Source organism: uncultured Slackia sp., from assembly GCF_934630525.1.
Classification (GTDB): domain Bacteria; phylum Actinomycetota; class Coriobacteriia; order Coriobacteriales; family Eggerthellaceae; genus Slackia.
In genome coordinates, this window is sequence record NZ_CAKTVX010000003.1 from 137,353 (window position 1) to 150,179 (window position 12,827).

Sequence of the window (12,827 nt, forward strand, 5' to 3'; positions counted from 1 at the left end):
TTAGTAGTCGTTCGCGGCGGGGCTGTTCATCCAATCCTGGTAGAACGCCTCGTATTCGCCGGCGAGCACGGCTTCGCGCGCCTTACCCATAAGGTCGATCAGGAAATGCAGGTTGTGAATCGACAGCAGGATGCCGCCGAGCATTTCGCCCTGTTTCACCAGGTGGCGAAGGTATGCGCGCGTGTAATTCGTGCACGTGGGGCAGCTGCACTCGGGATCGAGCGGCGTGAAATCATCCTTATATTTCGCGTTGCGCATGTTCATGCGACCCGTGTGCGAAAACGCCGTGCCCATGCGTGCCGTGCGCGTAGGCAGCACGCAGTCGAACATGTCCACACCCTCGCGCACCGCGCGCACGAGCGTCGTGGGATTGCCGACGCCCATCAGATAGCGCGGACGGTTGTCGGGCAGCGCCTGGCACACATCGCCGAGCGTCTCGAACATCACGTCGTGCGGCTCGCCCACCGAATAGCCGCCAATGCCGAAGCCTTGGAAGCCCTTGTGGCCTGCCGCACGGCTCGCGGCGTCAATCTCGACCAGGCGCCTTGCGCTCTCGAGGCGCAGGTCGCGGTGCATACCGCCCTGCACGATGGCAAACAGCGCCTGATCCTCGCGGGTATGCGCGGCGCAGCAACGCTCGGCCCATTCCCACGACAGCTTCGTGGACGCGGCCACGGCTTCTTTCGGCGACGGATAGCCGATACACTGGTCGAGCTGCATCACGATGTCGGCGCCGATGCGCTGCTGAATGTCCATGTTGCTCTCGGGAGTCCAGCGATGCTTGCTGCCGTCGTAATCTCGCGCGTGGAACGTGACGCCGTCGGGGTCGGTTTTCATCATATGATCGAGACTAAACAGCTGGAATCCGCCCGAATCGGTGAGCATGGGGCCGTCGTAGTTCATGAACTTCTGCACGCCGCCGGCCTTCTCAATAATGTCGACGCCCGGGCGCATGTACAGATGATACGTGTTCGCGAGCACCACCTGGCTGTTGAGCTCGCGCAGCTGCGGCGTGGTGACGCCCTTCACCGTGGCGTGCGTGCCAACGGGCATGAACATGGGGGTATGCACCGTGCCATGCGCGGTCTCAAACGTAAGAGCGCGCGCGTTTCCGCAGGTGGCGTCTATGTTTACATCGAAAAGGGGCATTGGATTTCTTTCTCGAATAACGGAAGGGAACCTTTCGCAAAAAAGTCAGCGAGCGCGGGGCCGGTGCGCCAGGTTGCCCCGCCGCATGGCCAAGCGTACTTTGGTACGCGCCGCGCCATGCACAAGGGGCAAGATGACGTGCCCGGCCCGCGCGCAGCGTCGGCATAGCGCTTTTGCCGGCAGGCAAAAGCGCTAACAGATAAACATTGCGTCGCCAAACGACAGCAGGCGGTAGTCGCTTTCAATCGCGTGCTTGTAGGCGGCCATGATATTCTCGCGAGTCGAAAACGCGCTCACGAGCATCATGAGCGTGGAACGCGGCACGTGGAAGTTCGTGACCAGCGCGTCCACCACGCCGAACGTGTAGCCCGGCAGAATGTAGAGGCTCGTGGCCTCGCGGTTGCGAGCACGCAGGCGGCCCAGCTCGCGATCGTAGGCGCTCTCGAGGCTGCGCACGCTCGTCGTGCCCACGGCGATCACGCGGTTGCCGCGCGCATGGGCGGCGTCGCACGCGTCGACGGTTTCCTGCGGAACCGTGTAGAACTCGGTGTGGATGGTGTGCTTCTCGGGGTCGTCTTCATCGACGATGCGGAAGGTGTCCAGGCCAACTTCAAGCTCCACGGTGTGCCACTCGATGCCCTTGGCGCGCAGGCGCTCGATGAGCTCTGGCGTGAAATGCAGGCCCGCGGTGGGTGCCGCCGCCGAGCTTTCGTGGCGCGAATACACCGTTTGGTAGAGCTCTTCGTCGCCCGCGTAATGCTTAATGTAGGGCGGAAGCGGCGTGTGGCCCACGGCATGCAGGGCTTCGTCGAGCGAGGGGCGCGTAGTGGTCAGGCGCGCGATGCGCTCGCCACGGCCCGAGTCGGCTCCCCAGTCGACGATTTCGGCGGAAAGGGCCACGTTGCCCTCGGCGTCGCAGAAGTCGACGATGGCGCCACTGCCCGGCTTCAAGCGCTTGCCCGGACGAACGAGCACTTCCCAAACGGCCTGCTGGTTGCTGCCGAGCGCGCCGTCGGGACCCTCGGTCGCCACATAGGCGTCGGCCGCGGTACCCATGCGCTGGCGAAGCAGGAACACTTCGGCCTGGCCACCCGTGCCGCGCTTGGCACCCAGAAGGCGCGCAGGCATGACGCGCGTCTCGTTGGCCACGAGCACGTCGCCCGGCTCGAGGTATTCGATGATGTCGCGGAAGATGCGGTCTTCCAGTTCGCCCGTTTCGCGATTCATCACGAGCATCTTGCACGCATCGCGCACCGCCGCAGGCTCCTGGGCGATGCAGCGCTCAGGAAGGTCGTAATCGAAATCGTCAGTTTTCATAAGTTTCGCCGTTCTATCCGAACGGCGAAACGACTCGCCGCTGCGCGCGCCCCTGACGGCGCATTTCGGGTTCAGCCTTCTGCTCGCGTACCGAAGTACGCTTCGCCTCGGCTTCGCCCGAACTGCACTCGTCAGAGTCGCGCTCGCTATCGTTCGTGCGACTCGAGCCGCTTCGCCGTTTCCTCTTCTATCGCTTTAGGCGTTTCGCTCCTTTTCGAGCTAGCCAGGAGCACCAGGCACCTCGCTCGCTGACTTTGGGCTATTCCGCCTCGTTTCCTTTCCCATCGCAAGCCGCGTCGTCGTGATGCGCTTGCTTGTATGCCTTGAGCGCCGCTCGCTGGGCGGCGCGCTTGTTGGCGTATGCCTGCTTTTCGGCGCGCTTCTTTTGGCGGGCAGCTTCGGCAGCCGCACGCGCGGGAGCCTCGGCGGCTTCCTTGGCGGCCTTCGCGGCAGCGCGCTCGGCCTTGCGAGCCTCGCGTTCTTCAGCGGCTTCTATCTTGGAAAACACGCAACCACAGTAGTTCTGGCGATACATGCCCATGGCCTTGCTGCGCCGCGTGGCCTCGGGGTATTGGTCGCGATAATCGCGGAACACCGGCGCCAGGCCGTGGGGCTCGCACGCGCGCTCGAGCTCCTCGCGGATGGTTTCCGTATATTGATAGGGGCTCACCGTGAGCGTAGTGGCCACGCCTTCGTAACCGTTGGCCGCGGCATACGCGCACGCCTCTTCCAGGCGAAGGCGATAGCACGCGCGGCAGCGGTCGGAACGCTGGTCGGGATCGGTGCCGAACACGCCGGCAGCGCGCGACCACGCCTGCGGGTCGTAGACACCCTCGATTACCTCGATGCCCTGTTCACGCGCGAAATCGAGCAGCACGTCGCGCCGGTGCTCATATTCCTCGGCCGGGTGGATGTTCGAATTCATGTAAGCAATCGCAATGTCGTGGCCTTCTTCAAGCAAGAGCCGCAAAGGCTCGAGCGTGCACGGGCAACAACACGCGTGCAAAAGCAACTTCAAAGACGGCACCTCCATCACAGCTGGTCAACGAATTCGAGCGCACCCGCGCCCCTTTACCAAAACTTGTTTATACTACCATTTTGCATTCGCCGCCGCATGCGCTACCGCGCGCGGAACGGCCCATTTCAAAGAGATTCGAGGATTTTCCATGGCTCGCTCATACACCACCGTATTTTTCGACCTCGACGGCACGCTTTTGCCCATGGACACCGACGTGTTCATGAAGCGCTATTTCAAGGCGCTCGGCGCGTTCGCCGCGGAAAACGGACTCGACTCCGACATGTGCCTGGGCGCGGTGATGGCGGGCGTGAAGGCCATGGCGAAATCGGACGGAAGCGCCACCAACCACAACGTGTTTTGGGAGGCGTTCACGAAGGCGACCGGTTTTGACGCCGAAGAGATGAAAACGCTGTTCGCGCGCTTCTACGAGGGCCCGTTTTCCCAGGTGGGAGAAGGCGTGCAGGCAAACCCCGAGGCCGCGCGCGCCGTGGCGATTCTGAAGAAGAAGGGCTATCGCGTGGCGGTGACCACCATGCCCATGTTCCCGCTGGCGGCCGTGCACGAGCGCATTCGCTGGGCAGGCCTTGACCCCGACGATTTCGAGTTCGCCACCGATTACGAAACCTGCTATGCCGTGAAGCCTATGCCCCGCTACTACGAAGATTGCCTGGCGCGCGCGGGCGTGGCGGCCGACGAGGTGCTCATGGTGGGCAACCACAACCGCGAAGACGGCCTGGCGACTAAAGTGGGTTGCGACATTTATTTCGTAACCGATCACCTGATTGAGTCGGAAGAAGGCCTGAACGTTTCCGAATGCAAGCACGGCATCATGGCCGAGTTCGCCTATTGGTGCGAGGCGCTGCCGAGCTTGAAATAGAGAGCAACTGCGCGCTTCGCATGTTATAATGCAAGAGACGGCAGCGCCCGCCGTGACTAAAGCTTTTGGGACCTTAGCTACGGGTGATGCTAGTCGGTTTTAGAATGGCCAGGTACCCGCCTGGTCATTCTCGTTTCCGGGCATCATCTTTCTTTCTCTTTTCAATCCTGCGTTGGGTTCGGTCGTATATGGCCAAAACGGTTGTTGTGATAGTGCAGCAAGCTGCCAGGCACATCACTATTTCCATGGTGGTAGCTCCTTGTCTCTCGAAGGAAGCATCACCCGCAGGAACGGCGGAGCACTGCCAATCAGCATTATACCAAACATATGTACGCTATTCAGGCATTGCGAGTTTCATAACGGAAGACACCCGCCCGCCATCCCCTTTTTCGTCGGCCGATAAAGCGAGCCCGCAGCAACTAAGAAAATCGACGATGGCCACACCAACCGCACTGCTTCGCCTACTATTGCGTATGACATACCGTCGCCACAAAAGCGTTGCTTAGGGGGAATCATGGCCGACGTTCTAACGCGAATCGGAATTACCTCAGACGAAAGTACGCGAACAGCAATCGAGGAGCTCATGATTGAGCGCGTCGCGCGTCGCCATCCCGAGGTCGCTGCGGCGGTAAAAAGCATGGGCGAGCGCGCAGACCTGCAATCCGTGGCTCGCTGGATAAACGAGCACGACGTCGAGTTGCCAGACGGAATCGGCTGCGAGCTGGTTTCTTATTCCCATACCGCAGAGTGGCGCATGCCGCACGACGTTAGCTACGATGGGCGCATGTACGCGTCGCAAACGGCTTGCTCTCTTCTTTTTTGCTTGAGGGCGGAGGTCGACGACATAAGCCAGCTTGACTTTTTTGCGGAAGCTACAGCGCTTGGTTTAACGTTTGGAGCATGCATTCTAGGGTGGCAATACAGCGGATCTGACAGAACGAATCTTATTCAATGTCTCAAATCGAATGGGAAAACCCTCGAACCCGCTACGCCGCTTTTCATTACGCCCGATTTGTTAAAAGCGTCGCTCGACCGCGATTCCAACAAACTCGTAAACATCTCACTAGATGCTCTTTTCGACCTGTGTTGTTGCGTAGACACGGGCGAATGCATCGATTTCGCAAGCACAGCATGCGCCCTGGCAATTACCGATGAACTTGTAGCAGACGCAATCGAGTGGCACCGCAACTACGAGCGATACTCCTTTCGAGAAACGCGAGTCCCCATTACGCTCCACGCCGAATCGGCGCTATCGGAAGAATACTATTCGAATGACGAGCAGAAACAAGATGCTTTCCTGAAGGCCTGCCGCTCGGCCTTAATAAGCCTGCCCGTAGTCATCCCGCTCGAATTCCTCACCGATAGCCGAGAGTCGAAATTGCTCATCCCTGGACAAAGCATTGAAGTCCAGGCGCTCGACACCGCCGATTTCCAGAAAGCAATCCCAAGCTTTCTCTCTGGAACAAGCAGGTATTACGAGTTCCTTGATGCGCCCTGCCAAATCATTGCCACGATTCCGGGGAAAGAGCGCCCGACCGTAACCCCAAATCCCAAATTAGCGAAATACGTTGTCGATAAGCATTCGCTCTTGGGCGCGACAACGTGGGCGGGGCTTTACCTTCTGGCAGCGCTAATCCCCCATCTGCATGCTTCGGTGCTCAAAAACAAACCTGTGTACTCAGACGATCGCGGCGACGCGAGTTACTCGTGCCAAATTGCCTTCGAACTTGCCGATGCCGAAATCGACGAGGCGATTCGTGATGCACTGAGCTATTTCAAAGAAAGCCGGCATGCCCCCAGAAAAACGGTAATGCCTCCGCAGCCTCTCGAGATAGGGCCCTACGACACTTCCCTTGCACCCGCTTGGCCGAAAACGGCAGCAGCGCAAAAGAAGGCCGCCGCCAAGCTCTCGAAAACCTCAGCTCGAACCCTGCCCGCCACGAGACTCATCAAGGCATGGAAGTGCGCTGGCTTGCCGGAAATAGCGACCGCGGAAAACGGCTTTTTGCCTAGAGGGGTCGAATTTATCGAGGTGAAGAGCAAGCAAATGGGCGTAAGGCGGACCCGTATCGTTGCCCCGGAGGAGAGCGCGAATACCTTCCCCGACGTATTCACGGAAATCGAACCTGATTTCCAGGAGCCCAAGACCCCGCGCGTGTCGGAAATGGTTGGCCAATGCCCATCGCAAAGCAGATGTTCGGCGATTCTGGGCGATATCGAAGCCGTGTCTGAGGTGAATGTCGAAAAGCTCGATGCCCAAACGATGCTTTATGCGCTTTATGCCCAAGGCGTCATCGATGCCGACCAGCTCGCAGGCTACAAGCCGATTCCATCCTGTTAGCCAAGGGCGCAACCGCAACCGCAAAGGGGGACGACGCACGAGCGCCATCCCCCTTTTTCGTCGACCGATTCCGACGCAAAACCGACGCAAATTTTTACGTCCGTTTTGCGTCGGTTTTTTCGTATAATTCCACATAAAACAGACCGACGATTGTGCGGAAGGAGCAGGCCGGCATGAAAGAAAGCAGAACCATCGAATGGAAAGAGTCCGTCTCGAATTCGTTTCTTAAAACGGTGAGCGCCTTCGCCAATTACGGATCCGGCAGCATTGTTTTCGGCATCGCCGACGATGGCTCCGTCAAAGGCCTCGCCGATACAAGGGCGGCGTGCCTGGACATCGAAAACAAAATCAACGACTCCATCGACCCCATGCCATTCTTCTCGCTCACCGAAAACACGCGCAAGAAAACCGTCACCCTTGCCGTTGAGGAGGGGCCGAGCAAGCCCTACCTGTACAAAGGAAAAGCTTACCGCAGGTCAGACACGGCAACCGTAGAGGTCGATAGCGTCGAGCTGCGCAGGCTCGTGCTCGCTGGCCAAAACATGCATTTCGAAGAACTGCCCTGCCCCAAACAAGATTTGACGTTTCACGCACTTGAAGAAAAACTCGAGGCCGAGCACGTCGTGAAGGCGCTCAACGGGGACGTTTTGAGAACGTTCAACCTGTTCAATTTCGAAGCGGGCTTCAACAACGCCGCGCTCATAGTTTCCGACCAAAACACCTTCCCCGGAATCGACGTCGCGAAGTTCGGAGAAAATATCAACACCATTGCCGACCGTGCAACATTCGAGGAAATGTCGGTGATCGAGCAAATCGATGGCGCCTGCACGATGTTCGAGCGATACTACAGCGTCGAAACAATCGAAGGCGCCCGTCGCACCAGGCATTATTCGATTCCCTACGAGGCATTCCGCGAAGCCGTCGCGAACGCCGTTGCGCATCGCACGTGGGACGTTAACGCGAAAATCAGGATCGCGATGCACCCCGACCGCATCGAAATTTCCTCGCCTGGCGGGCTGCCCGCAGGCCTTGGGCGCGACGAATATCTGAAGGGTTTCATTTCGCAGCTGCGCAACCCAATTCTTGCCAACGTGCTGTTCAGGCTCAACATCATCGAAATGTTCGGCACAGGAATTATGCGTATTCGCAGCTCATATGCCGAATATGAGCAGAAACCCGAATTCGATGTAAGCGAAAACGCCGTGCGAGTCACGCTTCCCGTGACCGACGCGAGGCCCGCTTTGACCAGCGATGAGGAGCTGGTGTATCGATTCGTCAAGGAAGAAGGCTCGGCGGCAAGCGGGCAAATTGTCGCGAACTTCGAGTTCGGCAAAGACAAGGCCGTGAAGCTTCTGCGATCGCTTGTCGAGAAGCGCTATGTCGAGAAAACGGGCACCGGCCGCGGAACGAGGTATCGCGCATAAGAACGCCGGTGAAGAGACGGTCGGAAGAAGGCGGCCCTCGCACCCATCCGCCTTCAATCGCATACGCCGCATTCGAAAACGCGAACTACAACCCCCTATCTATTTCGCGTTTTTCAATTTTTTGCGATTTTGCGAAATAGAAGCGGCCACTTACTTCGCGTTTTCATTTTTCGTTGCGATGCGCGGAATAGAAATCCCCGCGAAACTCACGAATCGAAGCACTCACAGCCCATAGGGAGAGCCAAACGGGATCGACGATTAGGGAACCGCCGGAGCGGTCCCTAGCAAACAACCCCACCGCAAACGAATGGTGGGCACCACATACGCGATGCCCACCAACAGAAGGGAAAGCCATGCGGAGTTTAGAGGGAGGGAAGGGAGACTCCGCCGCTTAGATTATTTTTCGTCCCAAGGCTTGTTTGCCGACGCCGAACGAGCGGCAATACGGCCCCAAACCATGTTCTCGGCGTTATTGCCGCCGGAAATGCCATAGGTGTGGCTCGCCATGTTGCCGAAGCAGCCGGCCGCATACAAACGACCAATGGGCTTGTCGTCGACATCGAGCACCTGTGCATTCACGTCCTTCTTGGGGCCGCCGAGCGTCGAGCAGCCGCCAGGATAGAGGGGGTACGCGTAATACGGCGGGGTCGCGACCGGCGCAAGCGTAGCCTCCGTGCGCTGGAAATCGGGGTCGCTGCCAGCAGTGCAGTAGCCGTTGTACTTCTCGATGGTGGCCTTCACGGCCTCCGCATCGGGAGCATCGTCGACCTCGGCCATCTTCTCAATGAGTTCGTCAATCGTGTCGGCCTTCAGAATCCAACCCTTCTGGATCTCGGTCGAATTGTCCTCGCTCCAACCAGGATACTGGCCGCATTCCTCGGGAATGTCGCTCAGCGTCATGCCGATGGTGGTCGAGCCACCAGGCGTGTTCAGAGCGCCGCCTGCGGTAGCGCCGAGCGGTCCTGCATCGATAACGTTCTGATCAAGAATGACCCAGGTCGGAATGCGCTCGAAGTCGCACAGCTTCTCGTCGTTGAACTTCTCGAACTCGTGCCAACCGACATGCGGGCTCAGGAACGTCGATTCGGCGATCCAGCGGTTACCCAGGCGATCAAGCATCACAAAGTTGTTCGCTTGAGGGGTAAGGGTGAATGCGTATTTCCACTCGAAATCTTTGAACCATGCGTTGTACGAGCCGATGACATTATTCATGTGCCACAGCTGCGCGCCAACATCCTGCACCATCTTAATGCCGTCGCCCGTGTTGAAAGGCCAGCCGTAGAAACCGTTCATCGGGTAGCACTTGCAGTAGGTATTCTTCAACTCGTCGTTGAACTCGAAGCCGCCAGTGGTCATGATGACGCCCTTACGAGCCTTGATGGCATACTGCGTGCCGTCGTCGCCGATGTAGGTGTACGCACCAACGATTTCCTTGGTTTCGGGGTTCTGAATCAAGGTTTCGTCATGGCAGCTGAATTTAACCTCGATGCCCAAGTCGGCGCGAGCCTGGTCAAGCGTGTGCCAGCCTTCGTTGCCGCCCTTCGTCGCATCGCCGAACGAGCACACATGCATGGCCTCTGCGCCATCAATCCACGGATACTCGCAGCTTGACGTTCCGCCGGAAGCGTTGGTGCCCTTCTTCTTTTCGGTCTTTACGCCCCAACGATCGCAATAGTCCATGTTGTTGTAGCACTCTTCGGCCCATGCGCGCGCGATTTCCTCGGGCGTATGGCCCTTGGTGAAGCCGGTAATGTACTTCACGGCTCCATCCACGTCATCAATCCAGGTATACTCGCCCATGTTGATAGAGCTGTTTCCGCCACCGCGCGACGGCGCCTTCTCGAGCACGAGCACCTCGCTATTGCCTTCGTCTTTTGCGGTGACCGCGGCCCACAAGCCAGCGCCGCCGTAGCCAATAACGAGCACGTCCGTTTCAAAATCCCACTTCGAAGGCATCCAATCTGCCGAAGAGTCGGAAGAGGCGCAGCCTCCCAGGCTCGTTGCGGCGGCTGCGCCGATAGCGGCAAGACCAGCGCCCTTCAGGAAATTACGACGAGAAAATCCCATTTCATTCCCTTCCATTTCGTTCCCCTTTCTTGAGCTTTTGCGCATGAAGCGCACTTGCTATCGCCCCGTGAAATCCCCTTTCGCCGGGGCGAGTTTCTAACTAGCTGTGCTGGTGGCACGTATAGCACTCGAACACGTCGGCGTGGTGGCAACTCGTGCAGTACGACTTCGCATCGCCATCAAGATCGGTCTGCTCGGAATGCATGGTGTGGCAATTCGTGCAGGTGATGGCCTGATGGGTTTCAGTCGCCGGCAAATCGTGCGGATTAACCGTCTTGCCGTTCGAATCGGTGAGCGCCGTAACCGACGCCGTTTTCTGGGCAAGCTCACTTTGATCGTGACAGCCAAGGCACACCTCGCTCGACACCTCGGTCTGCTTCAGGCGGGTCGGCTGACGATCGTCGGAGCTCGTGCCGTTGTGGAGCTTGGCAAGCTTTTCGGTGTCGGAATGGCAATCGGCACAAGAAAGCGATGCGTGCTTCGACGCCGTGCATGCCGTATCGGCCTCAGACGAGACCTCGTTGGAATGGCACGTCGCGCAATCGGTGCTCGGCGACCAGTCGGTCAGCGTGATGCTCTCCGTCGCAGCCGCGTCGGACTTGCTCGCGGTGTCGCTCGTCTGGGCGGGTTGGCAACCATACAAGGCCAGCACCAAAATCGACATCGCACCCATTACGGCACATGCCGCGCGCACCCTCGTTTTACGTTCGTTTCGAATCGAAGTATTCATTTCTCCCCCTTTCGCTGGCTTCGTCGAATACGTCGAGAAACGTACGCCACAATCGGCCGTAGCAAATCCCCTCAAGCAAATGAATTACGTTTGCCCAGCTCATAAATCATCTGTTACAGAGTATTTGTCCCATGGATGAAAACACTCGACCGAAAACCTGCTATTTTGTCATCGGGGAAACCGCGATTCGAATGTTCACGCGCGAGAAAGAATTGCTCGCGAAAGGGAGCGCGAACGAGCGCGTGGGCAATGCGCTTTTCGAATCGTGCACGGAGGGGGAAATCAAATGGGCAACGTATCGCAAAAGACGGCAAGCAGCACGCCAATCAAAAGCGCCATCAGCTGCGCTCTACAGGTCTCTTGGGTTCCGGTTGTCTGCTACGCGCAGCGCGTCGAATGGTCTGGACTGCCTATCGAACGCGCGCTTCCGCTTGCGTGCTACTTTGCCGCAGCTCTCTTCGCAGTGGCATGCGTCATGCATTTCATGCAGGAAACGCTCAAAAGCGACTCGGGCCACGTGCTCGACATAGGAGCGATCGCCACGTACGCATTCGGCGTTGCCTTGCTTTTGGCGACTGGACAAACGGAAGGCAACGCACCCATCACTTGCATCGCGTTCGCCCTTATCGGTTGCTCGAGCGGAATAGGCGTTCTTCAGCTTGAGCGATGCCTTATGTGCCTTGAGGTAAAGCAGACGACCTTCGCAACGCTCGCAGCAGTTTTCGTCGCCTGCGCCGTCATTTTCGTTCTACCGATTTTTTCGGTGCCAATCAGCCTTGTTGCATCCCTCGTCTTCGTTGCGGCGTCTTGCCTTGCGAGGCCTCGCTTGGAACGCCCCCAAGTCGACCCTTCGACCATCGATTCAAAGCTGCTTCGCGCAAAAATTGGTTCGTTCAACAAGCGAACGGCAGCGGCGATGCTCCTTCTTGGAGCAGCTTCGACCGTGCCCATTTCGCTGTTCGTCTCGAGCGATGCATCATTCATCGGCGATTCCATCCAGGTTGCGGCCATGATTAACGCATGGGCGCCCCTCGCGTTCGTATTTTTCGCGGGCATCGTCGCAATAGGCTGGCTGCCAAACCGCGAGCCTAATCCGTTCGGCTCGCTCCGAGCGCTTTTCGCAATTGCGCTGCTCAGCTTCTTTCCCATTTCCCCTGGCAGCGAATTCAACATGTGGCTCGTTCTGATTTTCAGCATGGTTTGGGTGGTGTCGCTCGCCGGAGTTACGTTGCTCATATCGTGCGAAATCGATCAGAAATATGCGGAATGCGGTCAGTCTGCCCTTGGGCGAAACGTCTCGTTCCTCTGCATTGGGGTGCTTGCTGGGCTCGCCGTAATCATGTTTGTGAAAAGCTTCGTTCCCCAATTTGCGGGAATTGTTGGCCGAAACAGCGATGGCACCATGCTCATTTGCAGCATGAGCATGGCGTGCGTGATGCTGCTTTTCCTGGCAACCAACACGCTTATCACCAAGAACATGCTTCATGAAGTGGCGCTTTTCGGCCGAGGCAAGCTTGCATTTCATGTGCCGGAGGAAGCGATTCGCGAAGAGAAGCAGGCGAAGCCGTCGCTAGAGCCAGTGGCGGGCGCCACCATGCCTGCCGGCAAGAACGCCGATTCGCAAACCGCTGCGCACGAAAGGCGGCGCGACCATTCTTTCGTATCGAAATGCAAGAACATCGCCCTCGAATACGGCTTGACCCCACGCGAACTTGAGGTTCTCATCATTCTTGCGCAGGGCAACACACTCGCGCGCGTTCAGGAAGAACTGGTGATATCGGAAGGTACGGCCATCACCCACCGGCGCAATATCTATCGGAAACTCGACGTGCACAGCAAGCAAGAGCTCATCGATTTCGTTGCGGCCTCGTAGCAACAGTGAGCTAGCGCGCAAGCCACCGCCA

At 58.2% G+C, this 12,827-nt stretch carries 9 protein-coding genes; 4 read left to right on the forward strand and 5 right to left on the reverse strand.

The features are described 5' to 3' along the window. From tgt to Q0D41_RS03925, 3 genes are all read right to left on the reverse strand, one after another. Nucleotides 1–1,149: a tRNA guanosine(34) transglycosylase Tgt gene (gene tgt / locus Q0D41_RS03915; RefSeq protein WP_294375504.1), complete on the reverse strand. Its 1,149-nt coding sequence runs from the start codon at nucleotides 1,147–1,149 to the stop codon at nucleotides 1–3. Between the two features lie 192 nt (nucleotides 1,150–1,341). Continuing rightward, nucleotides 1,342–2,466, reverse strand: coding sequence for a tRNA preQ1(34) S-adenosylmethionine ribosyltransferase-isomerase QueA (gene queA, locus Q0D41_RS03920; RefSeq protein WP_294375507.1), 1,125 nt, complete (start codon nucleotides 2,464–2,466; stop codon nucleotides 1,342–1,344). Nucleotides 2,467–2,725: 259 nt separating this feature from the next. Further along, nucleotides 2,726–3,484 (reverse strand): epoxyqueuosine reductase QueH, encoded by a 759-nt coding sequence (locus Q0D41_RS03925; protein WP_294375512.1) that lies wholly within the window; start codon nucleotides 3,482–3,484, stop codon nucleotides 2,726–2,728. Nucleotides 3,485–3,632: 148 nt separating this feature from the next. On the opposite strand from Q0D41_RS03925, the gene Q0D41_RS03930 reads away from it, so the two are divergent. The 3 genes from Q0D41_RS03930 (at nucleotide 3,633) to Q0D41_RS03940 (ending at nucleotide 8,126) form a co-directional block, all read left to right on the forward strand. Beyond that, nucleotides 3,633–4,361: an HAD family hydrolase gene (locus Q0D41_RS03930; protein WP_294375515.1), complete on the forward strand. Its 729-nt coding sequence runs from the start codon at nucleotides 3,633–3,635 to the stop codon at nucleotides 4,359–4,361. 514 nt (nucleotides 4,362–4,875) lie between these two features. After that, nucleotides 4,876–6,702: a hypothetical protein gene (locus Q0D41_RS03935; RefSeq protein WP_294375518.1), complete on the forward strand. Its 1,827-nt coding sequence runs from the start codon at nucleotides 4,876–4,878 to the stop codon at nucleotides 6,700–6,702. A 173-nt stretch (nucleotides 6,703–6,875) separates the two neighbouring features. Continuing rightward, nucleotides 6,876–8,126 carry an ATP-binding protein gene (locus tag Q0D41_RS03940; protein WP_294375520.1) on the forward strand — a complete coding sequence of 417 codons (1,251 nt, stop codon included), beginning with the start codon at nucleotides 6,876–6,878 and terminating at the stop codon, nucleotides 8,124–8,126. Between the two features lie 396 nt (nucleotides 8,127–8,522). Here the strand turns inward: Q0D41_RS03940 and Q0D41_RS03945 are convergent, their stop codons facing one another. Both Q0D41_RS03945 and Q0D41_RS03950 read right to left on the reverse strand, forming a co-directional pair. Further along, complete coding sequence (locus tag Q0D41_RS03945; protein ID WP_294375523.1) at nucleotides 8,523–10,208, reverse strand: FAD-binding protein; 1,686 nt, start codon at nucleotides 10,206–10,208, stop codon at nucleotides 8,523–8,525. An 85-nt stretch (nucleotides 10,209–10,293) separates the two neighbouring features. Then, nucleotides 10,294–10,923, reverse strand: a complete 630-nt coding sequence (locus Q0D41_RS03950) for a cytochrome c3 family protein (protein WP_294375526.1) — start codon at nucleotides 10,921–10,923, stop codon at nucleotides 10,294–10,296. A 286-nt stretch (nucleotides 10,924–11,209) separates the two neighbouring features. Here Q0D41_RS03950 and Q0D41_RS03955 point away from each other — a divergent pair, with 286 nt between their 5' ends. After that, a complete protein-coding gene (locus tag Q0D41_RS03955) occupies nucleotides 11,210–12,796 on the forward strand; it encodes a helix-turn-helix transcriptional regulator (RefSeq protein ID WP_294375528.1) in 1,587 nt (528 codons plus the stop codon). Nucleotides 12,797–12,827 lie beyond the last annotated feature (31 nt).

Excerpts from the sequence above, each read along its gene's own strand:
- tgt (WP_294375504.1), bottom strand. The coding sequence starts at position 1,149 with ATGCCCCTTTTCGATGTAAACATAGACGCCACCTGCGGAAACGCGCGC.
- queA (WP_294375507.1), bottom strand. The coding sequence starts at position 2,466 with ATGAAAACTGACGATTTCGATTACGACCTTCCTGAGCGCTGCATCGCC.
- Q0D41_RS03930 (WP_294375515.1), top strand. The coding sequence starts at position 3,633 with ATGGCTCGCTCATACACCACCGTATTTTTCGACCTCGACGGCACGCTT.
- Q0D41_RS03935 (WP_294375518.1), top strand. The coding sequence starts at position 4,876 with ATGGCCGACGTTCTAACGCGAATCGGAATTACCTCAGACGAAAGTACG.
- Q0D41_RS03940 (WP_294375520.1), top strand. The coding sequence starts at position 6,876 with ATGAAAGAAAGCAGAACCATCGAATGGAAAGAGTCCGTCTCGAATTCG.
- Q0D41_RS03945 (WP_294375523.1), bottom strand. The coding sequence starts at position 10,208 with ATGGAAGGGAATGAAATGGGATTTTCTCGTCGTAATTTCCTGAAGGGC.
- Q0D41_RS03950 (WP_294375526.1), bottom strand. The coding sequence starts at position 10,923 with ATGAATACTTCGATTCGAAACGAACGTAAAACGAGGGTGCGCGCGGCA.
- Q0D41_RS03955 (WP_294375528.1), top strand. The coding sequence starts at position 11,210 with ATGGGCAACGTATCGCAAAAGACGGCAAGCAGCACGCCAATCAAAAGC.